At 70.5% G+C, this 17,369-nt stretch carries 15 protein-coding genes; 5 read left to right on the plus strand and 10 right to left on the minus strand.

From position 1 onward, the window contains the following. Positions 1-22: 22 nt before the first annotated feature. The 3 genes from CEG14_RS12220 to CEG14_RS12230 are packed head-to-tail and all read right to left on the minus strand — an operon-like array spanning position 23 to position 5,110. On the minus strand, positions 23-2,650 hold the full coding sequence (locus CEG14_RS12220) for an AAA family ATPase (RefSeq protein WP_094826621.1): 2,628 nt from the start codon (positions 2,648-2,650) through the stop codon (positions 23-25). Further along, the gene (locus tag CEG14_RS12225) at positions 2,647-3,759 is read right to left on the minus strand and encodes a metallophosphoesterase family protein (RefSeq protein ID WP_094826622.1); all 1,113 of its coding nucleotides are present in this window, start codon (positions 3,757-3,759) and stop codon (positions 2,647-2,649) included. The genes CEG14_RS12220 and CEG14_RS12225 overlap by 4 nt, the downstream gene beginning before the upstream one ends. A gap of 52 nt (positions 3,760-3,811) precedes the next feature. Further along, positions 3,812-5,110 (minus strand): D-amino acid dehydrogenase, encoded by a 1,299-nt coding sequence (locus CEG14_RS12230; RefSeq protein ID WP_094826623.1) that lies wholly within the window; start codon positions 5,108-5,110, stop codon positions 3,812-3,814. A 138-nt stretch (positions 5,111-5,248) separates the two neighbouring features. Here CEG14_RS12230 and CEG14_RS12235 point away from each other — a divergent pair, with 138 nt between their 5' ends. Beyond that, complete coding sequence (locus tag CEG14_RS12235; protein ID WP_094826624.1) at positions 5,249-5,716, plus strand: winged helix-turn-helix transcriptional regulator; 468 nt, start codon at positions 5,249-5,251, stop codon at positions 5,714-5,716. Here CEG14_RS12235 and CEG14_RS12240 read toward each other — a convergent pair. Further along, complete coding sequence (locus tag CEG14_RS12240) at positions 5,682-6,413, minus strand: glutathione S-transferase N-terminal domain-containing protein (protein ID WP_373454193.1); 732 nt, start codon at positions 6,411-6,413, stop codon at positions 5,682-5,684. The genes CEG14_RS12235 and CEG14_RS12240 overlap by 35 nt on opposite strands. A gap of 107 nt (positions 6,414-6,520) precedes the next feature. Here CEG14_RS12240 and CEG14_RS12245 point away from each other — a divergent pair, with 107 nt between their 5' ends. Continuing rightward, a complete protein-coding gene (locus CEG14_RS12245) occupies positions 6,521-7,252 on the plus strand; it encodes a DUF502 domain-containing protein (RefSeq protein ID WP_094827519.1) in 732 nt (243 codons plus the stop codon). A 175-nt stretch (positions 7,253-7,427) separates the two neighbouring features. Then, positions 7,428-8,600, plus strand: coding sequence for a hypothetical protein (locus tag CEG14_RS12250; protein WP_094826626.1), 1,173 nt, complete (start codon positions 7,428-7,430; stop codon positions 8,598-8,600). 104 nt (positions 8,601-8,704) lie between these two features. Here CEG14_RS12250 and CEG14_RS12255 read toward each other — a convergent pair whose 3' ends face one another. From CEG14_RS12255 to CEG14_RS12280, 6 genes are all read right to left on the minus strand, one after another. Further along, positions 8,705-10,450 carry an ABC transporter substrate-binding protein gene (locus CEG14_RS12255; protein WP_094826627.1) on the minus strand — a complete coding sequence of 582 codons (1,746 nt, stop codon included), beginning with the start codon at positions 10,448-10,450 and terminating at the stop codon, positions 8,705-8,707. Positions 10,451-10,556: 106 nt separating this feature from the next. Further along, entirely contained in the window at positions 10,557-10,865 is a 309-nt protein-coding gene (locus tag CEG14_RS12260) for a DUF2160 domain-containing protein (RefSeq protein ID WP_094826628.1), read from the minus strand. A 10-nt stretch (positions 10,866-10,875) separates the two neighbouring features. Then, positions 10,876-11,688 (minus strand): carbohydrate ABC transporter permease, encoded by an 813-nt coding sequence (locus tag CEG14_RS12265; protein ID WP_094826629.1) that lies wholly within the window; start codon positions 11,686-11,688, stop codon positions 10,876-10,878. Then, positions 11,681-12,565, minus strand: a complete 885-nt coding sequence (locus tag CEG14_RS12270; protein ID WP_094826630.1) for a carbohydrate ABC transporter permease — start codon at positions 12,563-12,565, stop codon at positions 11,681-11,683. Before CEG14_RS12270 ends, CEG14_RS12265 begins: the two co-directional genes overlap by 8 nt. Then, positions 12,562-13,650 (minus strand): ABC transporter ATP-binding protein, encoded by a 1,089-nt coding sequence (locus CEG14_RS12275; RefSeq protein ID WP_094826631.1) that lies wholly within the window; start codon positions 13,648-13,650, stop codon positions 12,562-12,564. Before CEG14_RS12275 ends, CEG14_RS12270 begins: the two co-directional genes overlap by 4 nt. After that, complete coding sequence (locus CEG14_RS12280) at positions 13,651-14,736, minus strand: ABC transporter ATP-binding protein (protein ID WP_094826632.1); 1,086 nt, start codon at positions 14,734-14,736, stop codon at positions 13,651-13,653. A 148-nt stretch (positions 14,737-14,884) separates the two neighbouring features. Here CEG14_RS12280 and CEG14_RS12285 point away from each other — a divergent pair, with 148 nt between their 5' ends. Together CEG14_RS12285 and CEG14_RS12290 are read left to right on the plus strand one after the other, a co-directional pair. Further along, positions 14,885-15,700: a DeoR/GlpR family DNA-binding transcription regulator gene (locus CEG14_RS12285; protein ID WP_179280589.1), complete on the plus strand. Its 816-nt coding sequence runs from the start codon at positions 14,885-14,887 to the stop codon at positions 15,698-15,700. 48 nt (positions 15,701-15,748) lie between these two features. After that, on the plus strand, positions 15,749-17,347 hold the full coding sequence (locus CEG14_RS12290; RefSeq protein ID WP_094826634.1) for a glycerol-3-phosphate dehydrogenase/oxidase: 1,599 nt from the start codon (positions 15,749-15,751) through the stop codon (positions 17,345-17,347). Positions 17,348-17,369: the final 22 nt, after the last annotated feature.

The raw sequence follows: 17,369 nt of genomic DNA on the forward strand, positions 1-17,369 counted from the left end.
GGCGTGGCTGTGAGGGCGCGGCTCAGGCCAGCTGGCGCTGCGGCACGCCCATGTCTTCCCAGGCGCGGCCGTGGCAGGTGAAGAGCAGCACCTGATGGCGCGTGGCCACGTCGAACAGCGCGCGCTTCATCAGCTCGCGGCGCGCATCGTCGGCATGCACCAGCGCATCGTCGAGGATCAGCAGCGTCGGGCGGCCGGCCTCGGCCAGCAGGTCGGCATAGGCGAAGCGCGCCAGGATGCCGAGCTGCTCGCGCGTGCCGAAGCTCAGGCTGCCGAGGTCTTCGCGATCGCCGCGCTCCAGCGCCACCGGCTGCAGGCTCTCGTCGAGCACCAGCCGCGCGCCGGGCAGCAACAGCGCCAGGTAATGATTGAGCCGCTGCGCCAGCGGCGCGAGCAGCCGCTGCGTGGTCTGCTGGCGCGCCTCCTGCAGCAGCTCGCACAGCAGCGACAGCGCCTGCGCGCGCTCGCGCAGCTCGTCGCGGCGGCGCGTGTAGCGTTCGAGCTCGGCGCGCGTCAGCGCGAGCTGCTCGCCCAGGCCCTGCGCGTTCGCCTGTTGCAGGCGGCCCTGCAACTGCATGAGCTGGGCCTGGCGCTCGGCGTGCTGGCGCCGCGCCACCTCGGCCGACTGGGTGTAGCGCGCCAGGTCCTGCTCGGCCAGCTCCGGCCGCTCGGCCGCCAGCGTGCCGGCCTGGGCCGCATGATCGCGTGCCAGCGCCTCCTGCGCGGCGCGTGCGGCCAGCCAGGCCTCGCTGCGGGCGGCGCGGCGCGCGGCCTCGTCGGCGCTCTCGTAGGCGGCCCGGCGGGCCTGCAGATCCTCGTCCAGCACCTGCGCGCGCGCCGCCGCGGCGTCGTGCGCGCCCTGCGCCTGGCGTGCGGCCTGGTCGAGCTGCTGATAGCGCGCCTGCAACGCCGCCAGGTCCGGCGCGGCGCCCTCGCCCGCGGCCGTGTCGGCGTGCTGCGCCTGCAGCGCCGCCAGCCTGGCCTGATCGCGCGCCAGCGCCTGCTCGCGCGCCTGCACCTCCGTGCGCAGCGTGTCGATGCCCTTGGGGGCATGGACCTGCGCCAGCTTGCGCGCGTCCTGCCATTCGCGCTCGGCCAGGGCGCGCTGGCGCCAGGCCTGCTCGGCGGCGGCCAGCGTATCGACCTGCAGCTCGCGCAATCGTTGCGCGTGCAACGCCCGGGCCTGCGCCAGCTCGGTGGCCAGGCGCTGGAGATCCTGGCCGCCCGGCTCGATGCGCATCCAGCCCAGACCCGGCACCTCGAGCCGCGCGGGCTCGGTCAACAGGCGCTCGCCGGCGGCCGGCAAGGCCACGCCGTCGAGCGTGGCGCCCGGCGCGTTCCATTCGAAGTGCAGCCGCGTCGCCACGGCCTGCTGGCGCGCCTTGAGCGCGTCCAGCGCCTGCTCGGCCTGCCGCAACGCCTGCACGCGCGCCTCGGTGACATGCGCCTCGCACTCATGGCGCTCGCGCGCGGCATCGGCCGCCACCCCCGCCGCCTGCGCGTCGCGCAGCGAGGCCTGCAGCCGCGCCAGATCGGCCGCGCCGTCGCGCACCCGCAGCGCGAGCGATTCGAGCTCCTGCGCCGCCGCCTGCCTGGCGGCATGCGCGGCGTGCTGCGCGCGCGCCTGCGTCAGTTGCGCCTCGGCCGCGGCCAGGGCCTGCGCCGCCTCGCGCGCACGCGCCTGCTGCTCCTGCGTCAGCGCCTGGTCGCGCGCGAGCGTGCCGGCCAGGGCCTCGAGCGCGCGGCCGTCGTCCTGGTCGCGTTGCACCTGGGCCTGCAGCAATGCGGCGGTCTCGGCCGCACGGCGCGCGTCGGCCTCGAGCCGCGCCACCTGCTCGCGCAGGCGGGCCAGCCCCTGCAGGCGTTCGCGCACCTGCGCCGCCTGCGCGTCGTAGCGCTGCCAGGGCGCCTCGCGTTCGGCGCGCTGGTGTTCGTGGCGCAGCCGGGCGAGCCGGTCCACGTCGGCGTCGAGCGCGGCCAGCGCGGCGCCCTGCTCCTGCGCCAGCTGTGCCAGGCGCGCGCATTCGTCCTCGGCCTGGCGATAGGCGGCGCGCGGCTTGCCGCGCGCATCCAGCAGTTCGGCGCGCTCGGCCTGGGCCTGGTCGAACAGCCGGTCGCCGTCCTGGCTCGCCAGCTCGCCCGTGACGCCGGTGAGCGCGTCGCGCAGATAGCCGCCGGCATGCACCGCCGGCGCCGCCAGCGCCTGGCCCTCGCCCTGTTCGATCCACAGCAGGCCGGGGATGCCGGCGTGCTCGGGCTTGCTCAGGCCCTTCTTGGGCAGCTCGAAACCCAGCAGCGCGGCCAGGGCCTGCTCGGCTTCTTCGCCATCGAAACGCTCGCGGCCGCCATCGATCACCAGTTCGCAGCGGGCCTTCGAGAGAAAGTGCTTGCGCAGCAGGTAGTCGTGGCCGCCATGCTCGAACGCGAGCTCGACCGACGGGCGCGCGCCGTGCGCGCCCCAGGGTGCGAGGTGCGTGACCGTGGAGGTGCCGTAGCGTTCGAGAAACGCGGCGCGCAGCGCGGCCGCGTAGGTGCTCTTGCCGGCCTCGTTGGCGCCCACGATGATGTTCAGCCCCGGCGCGAGGCCGTCGAGCTCGACGCTGCCCCGGAACTTGCGGAATTCCGCCAGGGCGATGCGGGATACCTTCATGCGGCCTCCCGCGACTGGGCACGCTGGAACGACAGCAGCAGGCGCAGCGCCGTGCGCGCCACCGCCGCGTCCGGCCCGTCCTGCATGGCGCGCAGCCGATCGGCCACGTCGGCCACATAGCCGTCGAGCTGCAGCGCGGCCAGGTCGGCATCGGCCGGCGCCACGGTGAGCGCCGTCGCATCGACGCTGAGGCTGCGCGCACGCGCCTCGGCCTGGCCGATGGCCTGCTGCACCCGCTCCCAGCCGGCAAGCGTGACCTGCCCGGCGAGCTCGAGGCGCAGCACGTCGTCGGCGCCCAGGCCGGCGAGCCGCACGGCCAGCGCCTCGGTGTCGCTCTCCAGTCCCAGCGTCGCCTGCCATTGCTGCCAGCGGAACCGGCCGACCGGCACGCGCGTGACCTGCGGCGCCTGGCCCGGCGCGCCGATCACGACGTCGAGCACCTGGCCCGGCTCGTTGCCGCGAAAGCGGTCCTGCTCCGGCGTGCCCGCGTACCAGGTGCGCGCCTCGATCTCCAGGCAGCCGTGCCAGTCGCCCAGCGCCAGATAGTCGAGCCGCGCCCGCGTGGTGCGCTCGGGATCGATCGGGTTGGCGGCGTCGGCCGACTCGGGCAGGCGGCCGCTCACGCTGCCGTGCGCCAGCCCCACGCGCGGCAGCCCGGCCGGCGAGTCGAGATGGTCGAACGCGGCGGTCACGTCGTCGTAGGTGTGGCGCTGGGTCAGCGGCGCGGCGAGCACGCACAGCGTGTCGAGCACCACGACCTGCGTGGTGTCGGGAATGTGGACGTTGGGCGGCACGCAGCCGAGCTGGCGCGCGCGCGACCAGACGCTGTCGGCCAGCGCCGCGTCGTGGTTGCCGGCGATCATCACCCACGGGCCGGTATAGGCCGCGAGCGCGTCGAACAGGCGCCGGATGCTGCGGTCGGACACGGCCTGCGTGTCGAAGACGTCGCCCGCGACCAGCACGGCATCGACCCGGCGCTCGTGCGCCAGCGCGGCGATGCGCGCCACGGTCTCGAGCCGGGCCTCGGCCAGCACGGCCGCGTCATCGGTATCGAACTGGCCGTAGACTCGGCCGATCTGCCAGTCGGCAGTATGGAGAAAATGGGTCAAGGCGGGCCCTCTCTGGATCCCGCGATTGTGGCATAGCCGCCCGCCAGCGGCCTCAGGCCGGACCGGCGGCCAGGGCGCGCGGCGCCACCCGCTCCTTGCCGTAGCGCGACAGCGCCAGGTCGTCGGCCCGGATGCCGGGCTGGCGGCCCATCACCAGGTCGGCCGTGAGCTTGCCGGAGCCGCACGACATGGTCCAGCCCAGCGTGCCGTGGCCCGTGTTCAGGAACAGATTGTCGTAGCGGGTCGGCCCCACGATGGGGGTGCTGTCCGGCGTCATCGGCCGCAGGCCGGTCCAGAACTCCGCGCGCGCCACGTCGCCGGAATCGGGGAACAGATCGTTGACCACGCGTTCGAGCGTGGCGCGGCGGGCGGGCTTGAGCCGCAGGTCGAAGCCGGCGAGCTCGGCCATGCCGCCCACGCGGATGCGCTGGTCGAAGCGCGTGACCGCGACCTTGTAGGTTTCGTCGAGCACGGTGGAGACCGGCGCGGCGGCCGCGTCGGTGAGCGGGATCGTGAGCGAATAGCCCTTCACCGGATAGACCGGCAGATCGAGGCCGAGCGGCTCGAGAAAGCCGCGGCTGTAGCTGCCGAAGGCGGTCACGTAGCAGTCCGCGGTCAGCACCTCGTCGTTGGCCAGCCGCACGCCGGTGATGCGGTCTTTGTGGCGCACCAGGCCCTTGACCGGCGTGTCGAAGCGGAACTCGACGCCGAGCCCGCGCGCCAGTTCGGCCAGGGCCAGCGTGAAGCGGCGGCAATCGCCGGTCTCGTCGTTGGGCAGGCGCAGGCCGCCCGTCAGCTTGTGCAGCGAGCGCGCCAGCGCGGGTTCGGCCACCGGCAGCCGGTTGGCGTCGAGCAGCTCGTACGGCACGCCGACCTCCTCGAGCACGGCGATGTCGCGGCGCGCCGCCTCCATCTGCTTCTCGGTGCGGAACAGCTGCAGCGTGCCCTGGGCGCGCTGCTCGTAGGCGATGCCGGTGTCGGCGCGCAGGCTGCGCAGGCAGTCGCGGCTGTACTCGGCGATGCGCAGCATGCGCTCCTTGTTGACCGCATAGCGGTCCGCCGAACAGTTGGCCAGCATGGCCGCCATCCAGCGCCACTGATACAGCGAGCCATCCGGGCGCACGGCCAGCGGCGCGTGCTTCTGGAACAGCCACTTGAAGGCCTTCATCGGGATGCCGGGGGCCGCCCAGGGGGTGGAATAGCCCGGCGACACCTGGCCGGCGTTGGCGTAGCTGGTCTCGTCGGCCGGACCGCCCTGGCGCTCGATGACCGTGACCCGCGCGCCCTGCCGGGCCAGGTAATAGGCCGTGGTGGTGCCGATGACGCCGCTACCGAGAACGATGACGTGCATGATGAAATCCCGAAAGGATGACGATTACGTGAATTCCTGTAGTCTAGGAGTCATATCCAAGTGAAAATCACTAAAATCCAGCCATCCAACCAGATTTAATCGGGTCCACCCCCAGGTTTGCGGGCCCGCGGAGTGAAAATGCGCGACCTCGACCGCACCGACCGGAAAATCCTCGAAATCCTGCAGCGCAACGGCCGGATTTCCATCACCGAACTGGCCGAGCAGGTGAGCCTGTCGGCCACGCCCTGCTCGGAGCGGGTCAAGCGGCTCGAGCGCGAAGGCGTGATCACCGGCTACCACGCCCGCATCAACCCGGCCGCGCTGGGCAAGACCCTGCTGGTGTTTCTCGAGATCCGGCTGTCGGCCAAGTCGGGCGACGTGTTCGACAAGGTCAAGCAGGAGCTGATGTACGTGCCCGAGGTGATGGAGTGCCATCTGGTGTCGGGCGACTTCGATTACCTGGTCAAGGCGCGGCTGTCGGAGATGAACGAGTACCGGCGCCTGCTGGGCGAGATCCTCAAGCGCCTGCCGGCCTCCGCCGAGTCACACAGCTATGTGGTGATGGAGGAGATCAAGGAAACGCTGTATCTGCCCACGGATCGCTGAGCGCATCCAGCCGCAGCGGCGCCTGGTCCGGCTGCCAGGGCGCGACCTTGCGCATCGCCGTGGCAAACAGCGCGCTGGCCTCCAGCGCCGCCAGCCAGGCCTGCACGCGGGGCCAGGGCTGGCCGGCGAACCAGGCCGCCTCGGTGTGGGCGTACTGGCGCACGAACGGCATCACGGCCGCGTCGGCCAGGCCCGGCCGCGCCCCCGCCAGCCAGGCGTCGGCCGCCAGCCGCGCCTCCAGCGCGGCCACGAAGGCCGCCGCCCGCGCGCGATGGTCGGCCGCGTCGGCGCCGGGATAGCGCCCGGCATACTTGTAGCGGTCGAGATGGTGCTTGAACTCGCCGTCGCACGCGGCGATCAGGGCCTGCGCGGCCGCGGCGCCGTCGCGCCAGCCGCGCGGGTCGTGGCGCGCCAGCGCCCAGTGCATGATGTCCAGGCTCTCCGCCAGCACCTCGCCCTGCGGCAGCACCAGCACGGGCACCGTGCCCTTGGGCGAGGCCGCCAGCATCGCGGCCGGCTTGGCGCGCAGCTCGACCTCGCGCAGCACGCACGGCAGGCCCGCCACGAGCAGCGCCATGCGGGCCCGCATGGCGTATGGACAGCGGCGAAACGAATACAGAATGGGCAAAACCTCGGGCATCGGGGCAACCTTGTAACAGCGACGCGGGTGGACCGCTTGCAAGCGTGACAGAAGCATCGTCCGCTTTTTCTGTACCATTCTGCCGTGTCCTCACCCGCCGCGCATCCGCGGCAGGCTGCCGCGCCCCCGCGTGCGGCCCCGGAGCCCGATTCATGTCCAAGCTGATGTCCAAACTGTCCCGTTACTTCTTTCGCGGCCTGATCACGATCCTGCCGATCGCGCTCACGCTGTACCTGCTGTTCATTTTCCTGGCCTGGACCGAGTCGTTCGCGCTGGCCTTCCTGCGTCCCTTCATCGGCAATTTCTACTTCCCCGGCCTGGGCCTCACGCTCGGCATCCTGATGATCCTGGCGATCGGCTACCTGGTGTCGCTCGAGCGCGTGCAACGCTTCATGACCTTCCTGGAGATGCCCTTCACCAACCTGCCGGTGATCAAGAGCATCTATTCCTCGCTCAAGAGCTTCGCCGACTACTTCTCGCCGGCCGCCAAGACCACCACCCAGCAGGTGGTGGTGCTGCGCCTGCCGAACCAGCCGCTGGAGCTGGTCGGCCTGATCACGCGCCGTGGCGCCGAGGGCCTGCCGGCCGGCTTTTTGCCGGGCGAACGCGTGGCCGTCTACCTGCCGATGGGCTACATGATCGGCGGCTACACCGTGTTCGTGCCGCAGGAATGGGTCACCCCGATCGAGATGTCGGTCGAGGAAGCCATGCGCTCGTCGCTGATCGCCTGGATGGCGCGCGCGGAGGCGCAGGGCCCCGCCTCGGCCGAGGCGGCGCAGGCCGTGCAGCAGGAAATCAACGCGCACGCGCGACCCCAGGCGGCCGCCCCCGCCGCGCCGCCCGCCCCGCCCGCCGCCCCGGCGCCCGCTGCCGGCGAGCCGCCGCGCCAGCCCTGACACCGGGCTTGCGTCTCCCCAGGCTTGCCCCCCTTGCGGGGCGGCCGCGCTTTGGCAATGATGGCGAGGGGCGCACCGTGCGCCCGCATCCCGGGCCGCGCGCCGGCCGGCCCCGGGCGCGCATCACAGGCCGGTTTCCGTCAGGGCGCCCGCCCTGGCCCTGGAGTCGTTTCCGATGTCTTTCCCCCCTGCTTCTGCCGCCCGCGCACAACGCGGCGGCGTACGCATCGACAGCACCAGCGCCGCCACCGCGGCCGAGGCGCTGCAACAGGCCCGGCACCTCGTCACCGCGCTGGCACTGACCGAGTGGGTCGAAGTGCTGCCTGAAGACGCGGGCGCCGCGGCGCCCGCCGTGCTGATCCAGGCACGGCCCGCGTTCGCCGCCCGCTACCTGCCCGGCGGCGACACCACCGGCCTGGCGCAGGCCCTGGGCCTGGACACCCATACCGACGCGGGCCTCGACCGCGAGATCGTGCTCGCCATGCTGGCCTGCCCGGTGCCGTTCACCTTCCCCGACGTGGCCGAGCTCGAATCGGCCGTGCGCATCCGCCGCTACATCGTGCAGGCCGCGCGCAAGACCGCCCTGGCCTTCGACACCGAGCAGGCCGAGCGGCCCGCGGGCTACTGGACCTACGACGAGGCGCGCGGCTTCACCATCCTGCCCGGCCAGTCGCTGATCGAGGGCCTGCGCCGCGCCACCCAGCCCGAGGCCTCGGGCGAGCTCTATGCGTTCTCCTGCTACCGCGCCACCGAATACGTCACCGTGCTGGGCATCGCCCAGGAGCTCGAGACCGCCAATCCGGAGATGGCGTGGCGCCTGCAGCGCCAGTGGGAAACCCGCGCCGTGATGTCGGGGCGCTTCCACGAGGCCTTCCTGCGCGAGTACGGGTCGCTCGACGCGCCGCTGCCGCCGCGCTTCTACGTGCCGGGCGACCGGCTCTGGTTCCGCAACCCCGACGAGCACTCGTCCAACGTCGAAGGCTACGAGGGCTCCTGGGTGTTCTACCTGGGCGACGGCCTGTTCAACAACTTCTGGAAGCGCGACCAGCCCTTCACGTTCACCGCCAAGTGCGTGGAGATCTACCACTGGCGCCACGGCGCGCGCACCGATGCGCGCGGCAAGCTCTTCATCGACGAAGACATCGTGGAGGCGCGCGTGCGCGAGACGCTGGCCGACCCCGACGCGACCGCGCGCATCCTCGAGCGCATGGTGCGCATCCGCGATCCGCAGGGCGTCTACGCCGAAGGCGGCTGCATCGATGCCACGCGCGAGTGCGCGCGCTGGGTCCGCCCCGGCCACGCCGACGTGGTGCTGCCGGAGTATCCCCTGCCCGGCTCGGCCGACTGATCCGAGCAAAAAAAGGCCGCCGCGCCGGTTGGCGTGGCGGCCTGCCTCACGCGCGGACGGCACCCCCGCTTGCTCAGGAGCTCCCTCGCCGTCCGCCGCTGTGATCAGCGCACCTTGCCCTCCTTCCAGGCCTGCAGCAGCTTCTCGTAGGGGATGGTCTCGCCCTTGGGCTTTTCGTTGGCGAGCTTCTTCCAAGGCGCGTGCTGATCCGACAGCCACTTGTTCGGATCGCCCTTCGGATTGAGCTTGGGCGCGCACTGCGCCATGCCGGCACGCTCGAGCCGCGCCATCACCTGGTCCATCTCGTTGGCGAGGTTGTCCATGGCGGCCTGCGGGGTCTTCTCGCCCGTCACGGCGGTGGCCACGTTCTTCCACCACAGCTGCGCCAGCTTGGGATAGTCGGGCACGTTGTTGCCGGTCGGCGTCCACGCGACCCGCGCCGGGCTGCGATAGAACTCGATCAGGCCGCCGTACTTGTCGGCGTTCTTGGTGAAGTAGTCGCTGTGGATGTCGGTGTCGCGGATGAAGGTCAGGCCCGTGATCGACTTCTTCAGCGACACGGTCTTGGAGGTCACGAACTGGGCGTAGAGCCAGGCCGCCGCCATGCGATCCGGGTTGGTCGACTTGAAGAAGGTCCAGGAGCCCACGTCCTGGTAGCCGTTCTGCATGCCGTCCTTCCAGTACGGACCATAGGGCGACGGCGCCATGCGCCACTTCGGCGTGCCGTCGTCGTTGACCACCGGCAGCCCCTTCTTGGTCATGTCGGCCGTGAAGGCCGTGTACCAGAAGATCTGCTGCGCGATCTGCCCCTGCGCCGGCACCGGACCCGACTCGGAGAAGGTCATGCCCATGGCCTGCTGCGGCGCGTACTTCTTCATCCAGTCGATGTATTTGGTGAGCGCGTAGACCGCGGCCGGGCTGTTGGTGGCACCGCCGCGCGCCACCGACGCGCCCACCGGCGTGCACTTGTCGTCGGCCACGCGGATGCCCCATTCGTCGACCGGCATGCCGTTGGGCAGGCCCTTGTCGGCGGCGCCCGCCATCGACAGCCACGCGTCGGTGAAGCGCCAGCCCAGCGACGGATCCTTCTTGCCGTAGTCCATGTGGCCGTAGATCTTCTTGCCATCGAGCTCCTTCACGTCGTTGGTGAAGAAATCGGCGATGTCCTCATAGGCCGACCAATTGGTGGGCACGCCGAGGTCGTAGCCGTACTTGGCCTTGAACTTGTCCTGCAGGTCCTTGCGCGCGAACCAGTCCGCGCGGAACCAGTACACGTTGGCGAACTGCTGGTCGGGCAGCTGGTAGAGCTTGCCGTCGGGCGCGGTGGTGAACTTGGTGCCGATGAAATCCTTCAGGTCCAGGTCCGGGTTGGTGTAGTCCTTGCCCGCGCCTGCCATGTAGTCCGACAGCGGCAGGATCGCGCCGTAGCGGTAGTGCGTACCGATCAGGTCGGAGTCGGAGATCCAGCCGTCGTAGATCGACTTGCCCGACTGCATCGAGGTCTGCAGCTTCTCGACCACGTCGCCTTCCTGGATCAGGTCGTGCGTGACCTTGATGCCGGTGATTTCCGTGAACGCCTTCGCCAGCGTCTTGGACTCGTACTCGTGCGTGGTGATGGTCTCGGAGACCACGCTGATCTCGTTCACTCCCTTGGCCTTGAGCTTGGCCGCCGCCTCGATGAACCACTTCATCTCGGCCATCTGCTTGTCTTTCGACAGGCTGGACGGCTGGAACTCGCTGTCCACCCACTTCTGCGCCTCGGGTTCGCCGGCCCAGACGGCCGTGGAACCGATCAGCGCGATCGCGGCCGCCATGGCACGCACGCGAAACTGCTGCACCCGCACTTTCATGACTGTCTCCTCGCTGAGCTTCCCGTGTTGTGCTGCCGGTCGCGGGCCGGGAAGGCTGAGCCACGCTCCTTGGGACCCCCACACTGCCGACGAGGCGATGCGCGCCTCACCCTTTGCGCATCACCAGCGCCAGCAGCACCATCGAAATCGCGAAACCGAGCCACAGCGTGGGCGGCGCCTCGAGCGCGAACCACTGCACGAAGCGCTCGCCCAGGCCGACCCATGCCAGGTTGACCCAGGCCGCCACCATCAGCCCGATGAAGAGCCGGTCGCCGCGCGTGGTGGCGATCGGCAGAAAGCCCTTGCGCAGCCGCGTCGGCGAGCGCAGCTCCCACACCGTCATGCCCACCAGCATCAGCACCACGCAGCTGAAGAACACCGCCACCGGCACCGTCCAGACCATCCAGTCGAACATGGCGCCCTCCTCAGACGCGGCCCATCGCGAAGCCCTTCGCGATGTAGTGCCGCACGAACCAGATCACGATCGCGCCGGGCACGATGGTGAGCACGCCCGCCGCGGCCAGCACGCCCCAGTCCATGCCCGAGGCCGACACCGTGCGCGTCATGGTGGCCACGATGGGCTTGGCGTTGACCGAGGTCAGCGTGCGCGCCAGCAGCAGCTCGACCCAGCTGAACATGAAGCAGAAGAACGCCGCCACCCCGACCCCGGCCTTGATGAGCGGCAGGAAGATGGTGAGGAAGAAGCGCGGGAAGGAGTAGCCGTCGACATAGGCCGTCTCGTCGATCTCGCGCGGCACGCCCGACATGAAGCCCTCCAGGATCCACACCGCCAGCGGCACGTTGAACACCAGGTGCGCCAGCGCCACCGCCAGGTGCGTGTCCATCAGGCCCACCGAGGTGTAGAGCTGGAAGAACGGCAGCAGGAACACCGCGGGCGGCGTCATGCGGTTGGTGAGCAGCCAGAAGAACACGTGCTTGTCGCCGATGAAGCGGTAGCGCGAGAACGCATAGGCGGCGGGCAGCGCCACCGTCAGCGAGATCACCGTGTTGATCGCGACGTAGATCAGCGAGTTGATGTAGCCCGAGTACCAGGCCGAGTCGGTGAAGATGGTGCGGTAGTGCTCCAGCGTGAATTCGCGCGGGAACAGCGTGAGCTCGCCCACGATCTCCGTATTGGTCTTGAACGACATGTTCAGCATCCAGTAGAGCGGCAGGATGGCGAACACCAGGTAGAGCGCGAGAAACAGCGGCCGCCAGGCGGATCTGGGTTCAGACATGGTCGGCCTCCGTGCCCTGGCCCGTGCCGGCGCGCTGCATCCAGTTGTACAGGATGAAGCACAGCAGCAGGATGATGAGGAAATAGATGATGGAGAACGCCGCGGCCGGGCCCAGGTCGAACTGGCCCACCGCCTTCTGCGTGAGGTATTGCGACAGGAACGTGGTGGCGTTGCCCGGCCCGCCGCCGGTCAGCACGAAGGGCTCGGTGTAGATCATGAAGCTGTCCATGAAGCGCAGCAGCACGGCGATCATCAGCACCCCGCGCAGCTTGGGCAGCTGGATGTAGCGGAACACGGCGAAGCGGCTGGCGCCGTCGATGCGTGCCGCCTGGTAATACGCATCGGGGATCGCGCGCAGGCCGGCATAGCAGAGCAGCGCCACCAGCGGCGTCCAGTGCCACACGTCCATCACCAGCACCGTCAGCCAGGCGTCCAGCGCGTTGCCGGTGTAGTTGTAGTCCAGCCCGAGCGCGTCCAGCGCGGCGCCGAGCAGGCCGATGTCGGTGCGGCCGAACACCTGCCAGATGGTGCCCACCACGTTCCAGGGAATCAGCAGCGACAGCGCGATCACGACCAGCGCGGCCGAGGCGCGCCAGCCGCTGGCCGGCATCGCCAGGGCCAGCAGGATGCCGAGCGGAATCTCGATCGCGAGCACGGCCAGCGAGAACCCGATCTGGCGCAGCAACGCGCCGTGCAGTTCCTCGTCCTGCAGCGCCGCGGCATACCACTCGGTGCCGACGAACACGCGCCGGTCGGGCGAGATGATGTCCTGCACCGAGTAGTTGACGATGGTCATCAAGGGCAGGATGGCCGAGAAGGCCACGCACAGCACCACCGGCAGCACCAGGAACCAGGCGCGATGATCTATGGGTTTCATCGGATCAGCTCCTCGTTGCGATAGAAGCAGGTGTGGTGATTGATGACGCCGAGCCAGACCGTCTGGCCGGCCTCCGGCAGCGCCGCGTCCAGGCCGACCCGCGCGCGCAGCGTGGCGCCGGCGAATTCGCCGGTGAGCAGGCCGTAGGTGCCCACGTCCTGCACCCGTGCCAGCCGCACCGGCACCGCGCCGGGCGTGCCGGGCTCGACGCGCCGCAGATAGTCGGGCCGCACGCCGAGCGTGACGGGCCCGGGATGATCGAGCTTGCGCGCCTGCTCCGCCGTCAGGCCTTCGAGGCGGTAGTCGCCCAGCCGCAGCGCGCCGTCCTCCCACTGGGCCGCCAGGAAGTTCATGCCGGGCGAGCCGATGAAATGGCCGACGAAGGTGTGGGCCGGCCGCTCGAACAGATCATCGGCCGTGCCCACCTGCACCGCCTTGCCGCGCGACATCACCACCACCTGGTCGGCGAAGGTCAGCGCCTCGGTCTGGTCGTGCGTGACGTAGATGAGCGTGAGCCGGAGCTCGTGGTGGATCTCCTTGAGCTTGCGCCGCAGCTCCCACTTCAGGTGCGGATCGATCACGGTGAGCGGCTCGTCGAACAGCACCGCCGACACGTCGCTGCGCACCAGGCCGCGCCCGAGCGAGATCTTCTGCTTGGCGTCGGCCGTGAGGTTGCTGGCGCGCCGGTCGAGCACGGCGGAAAGCTCCAGCATCTCCGCGATCTGGCCGACCCGCGCCCGCACCTGGGCCGGCGCGACGCCGCGGTTGCGCAGCGGAAACGCGAGGTTCTGCGCCACGGTCATGGTGTCGTACACCACCGGAAACTGGAACACCTGGGCGATGTTGCGCTCCTGGGGCGACAGCGCGGTCACGTCGCGGTCGTTGAACCGGACCGTGCCGCGCGAGGGCCGCAGCAGGCCCGAGATGCAGTTGAGCAAGGTGGTCTTGCCGCAGCCCGAGGGGCCGAGCAAGGCGTAGGCGCCGCCGTCCTCGAAGGTGAAGCGCAGCGGCAGCAGCGCGAAATCCTCGTCGCGCTGCGGATTGGGCACGTAGGCGTGCGCGAGGTCCAGGTCGATGCGCGCCATTCAGCGTCCCTCCCGCAGCGACAGCGGCGCGGCCACCAGCCAGCCGGCCGCGTCGAAGGCATAGGTGTCGGCCGGATCGAAGTACAGCGTGAGCGGCGCGCCGAGCGCGTGCCGGTGCACGCCCGGCATCTGCGCCACCACCGGCCCGGCCGGCGTGGCCAGGTGCAGAAACGTGTCGGAGCCGGATATCTCGGCCAGCGCCACGCTGCCTGCCAGGGCCACGTCGCCCGGCCGGGCGGCCACCCGGAAGGCGCCGGCACGAATGCCGGCCGTGAGCGCGGCGTCGCTGCCCGCATCCGGCAGCGCCCGCGCCACCTCGAGCCCGCCGGGCAGCGACAGCCCGGTCGGCGTGCGCCGCGCGGCGTACAGATTCATGGGCGGATCGCTGAAGGCGCGCGCCACCCGCAGCGACACGGGCCGGTGGAACACCTCGGGCGTGGGGCCGTACTGCAGCAGTTCGCCGGCGTCGAGCACGGCGGTGTGTCCGCCCAGCAACAGGGCCTCGGCCGGCTCGGTGGTGGCATAGACCACGGTGGCCTGCCCTTCGGCGAACAGCCCCGCCAGTTCGTCGCGCAACGATTCGCGCAGCTTGTAGTCCAGGTTCACCAGCGGCTCGTCGAGCAGCACCAGCGGCGCCTGTTTGACCAGGGCGCGGGCCAGCGCCACGCGCTGCTGCTGGCCGCCCGAGAGCTCGGCCGGCAGGCGCTCGAGCAGGTGGTCGATGCGCAGGCGCGCCGCCATGGCGCGCACCGCCGTGTCGATCTCGGCCGCGCGCGCCCCGCGCAGCCGCAGCGGCGAGGCGATGTTCTGCGCCACGGTAAGGGACGGATAGTTGATGAACTGCTGGTACACCATCGCGACATTGCGCTGGCGCACCGGCACGCCGGTGACGTCCTGGCCGTCGGCCAGCACACGGCCGTCCGAGGGCCGGTCGAGTCCGGCCATGACCCGCATCAGCGTCGTCTTGCCGGCCAGCGTGGCGCCCAGCAGCACCGTCATGGCGCCGGGCACGGGCGCCAGGCTCATGGGATACAGGTGGACCTGCGATCCGGCATGCACTTCGATGCCATCCAACACCAGCTCCATCCGGCCTCCTCCAGCCTCAGGCGATGCTGCTATTCCAGGATGCTGCGTGCGCTTTCTTTTGTTTGTTTGCGTTTTACCGAAGAAACGAACCAAAAACAATCCCGCAGTGCGTCATCATTTTTCGGTTTTGTTGTTTTATGATGCAACCATGACACTGAATCCCCGACAAAGCGCGCTCGTGGAACTGGTCCGGGCCCAGGGCTCGGCTTCCATCGATGCCCTGGCGCGCCATTTCGACGTCACGCTGCAGACCGTGCGGCGCGACGTGAACCTGCTCGCCGAAGCGGGCCTGTTGTCGCGCTTCCATGGCGGCGTGCGCATCGAAGCGTCCACCATCGAGAATATCGCTTATCGCAAGCGCCAGGGGCTGCATGCCGACGGCAAGCGCCGCATCGCCGAATCGGTGGCGCGCGCCGTGCCCGACGGCTGTTCGCTCCTGATCAACATCGGCACCACCACCGAGGCGATCGCGCGCGCCCTGCTGCGCCATCGCGGCCTGCGCGTCATCACCAACAACCTGCACGTGGCCGACATTCTTTCGGACAACCCGGACTGCGAGGTGATCATCGCCGGCGGCGTGGTGCGCCCGCGCGATCGCGGCATCACCGGCGAGGCCACCATCGATTTCATCCGCCAGTTCAAGGTCGACATCGGCCTGATCGGCATCTCGGGCATCGAGGCCGACGGCACGCTGCGCGACTACGACTTTCGCGAGGTGCGCGTGGCGCGCACGATCATCGAGCAGTCGCGCGAGGTCTGGCTGGCCGCCGACAGCAGCAAGTTCCAGCGCCAGGCCATGGTCGAGCTCGCCCACATCTCAGAGATCGACCGCTTCTTCACCGATGCGCGTCCGCATGCCCAGCTCGCCCAGGCCCTGGGCGACGCCGGCGTGCGCTGCGACGTGGCGGAGGCCGGCGCCGACACGGCCAGCCATCCGACCGACGATTTCAACGACACCCCCTGACGCGCCCCCGGCGCCGTCTTTCGTACGTTTTCAGCACTTCTCCACACCATGACCGACTCCGTATCTTCGCAACTGCCCAACCGCCCGGCCCTGCTCGACATCCTGAGGCAGCCCGAGCCCTGGGACGTCATCGTGATCGGCGGCGGCGCCACCGGCCTGGGCACGGCGGTCGACGCCGCCGCGCGCGGCCTGCGCACGCTGCTGGTGGAGGGCGCGGACTTTGCCAAGGGCACCTCGAGCAAGGCCACCAAGCTGGTGCACGGCGGCGTGCGCTACCTGGCCCAGGGCAATATCAGCCTGGTGCGCGAGGCGCTGCACGAGCGCGGCCTGCTGGCGCGCAACGCCCCGCACCTGGCCTGGCCGCTGGGCTTCGTCGTGCCGGCCTACAACCTGCTCGACCAACCCTTCTACGGCATCGGCCTGAAGGTCTATGACATGCTGGCCGGCAAGCTCAACCTGGCGTCGAGCCGCTGGCTCTCGCGCGCCGAGACCATGACCCACGCCGCCACGGTGGCGCCCGAGGTCAAGGGCAAGCGGCTGCGCGGCGGGGTGCTCTATTACGACGGCCAGTTCGACGACGCGCGCCTGGCGATGGCGCTGATGCGCACCCTCTTCGACCTGGGCGGCACTGCGGTCAACTATGTGCGCGCCGAGGGCCTGGTGCGCAACGGCGAGCGCATCGAGGGCGTCACCGTGCGCGACGCGATCGGCGGCGAGGCCTATACCGTGCGCGGCAGATGCGTCATCAACGCCACCGGCGTGTGGGTCGACGCGGTGCGCCGCATGGACGACCCGCAGGCCCAGACCATGGTCGCGCCGAGCCAGGGCACCCACCTGACGCTGCCGCGCGAGTTCCTGCCGGGCGACGACGCCATCCTGATCCCCAAGACCGATGACGGCCGCGTGCTGTTCGTGGTGCCGTGGAACGGCCACACCATCGTCGGCACCACCGACAGCCCGCGCGACGACCTGCCGCTCGAACCCAAGGCGGATCCGCGCGAAATCGACTTCATCCTCGAGACCGCCGGCCGCTACCTCACGCGCAAGCCGACGCGCGCCGACGTCACCAGCGTCTGGGCCGGGCTGCGCCCGCTGGTCAAGGCCACGGGCGACGCGGCCACCAAGTCGCTCTCGCGCGAGCACACCATCCTGGTGTCGGCCTCGGGGCTGGTCACGGTGACCGGCGGCAAGTGGACCACCTATCGCCGCATGGCGCAGGACGTGATCGACACCGCCATCGAAAAGCAGTTGCTGCCGCAACGACCCAGCCGCACGGCCGACCTGCCGCTGCACGGCGCGCCGCGCCAGGGCGCCGCGCTGCCGGCCGCCCAGGGCACGCCGGACAGCTACTACGGCACCGATCTGGCGGCGCTGCGCGCGCTGCCGGGCGCCGATCGCATGCTGGTCAAGGCGAGCGGCCTGACCGAGGCTCACGTGCGCTACGCCGCACGCGCCGAACTGGCGCGCACGGTCGAGGACGTGCTGTCGCGGCGCAACCGCGCGCTGTTCCTGGACGCGGCCGCGGCCGAGCTGGCCGCCCCCGAAGTGGCGCGCATCCTGGCCGAGGAGCTGGGCCACGATGCGGCATGGCAGCAGGCCCAGCAGGCCGCCTTCGCCGCCACCGCGGCCGGCTATCGCCTGCACTGATCCTGCCGGCGCCGGACCCGCC

It is taken from the genome of Bordetella genomosp. 1, assembly GCF_002261335.1.
Taxonomy (GTDB): domain Bacteria; phylum Pseudomonadota; class Gammaproteobacteria; order Burkholderiales; family Burkholderiaceae_B; genus Bordetella.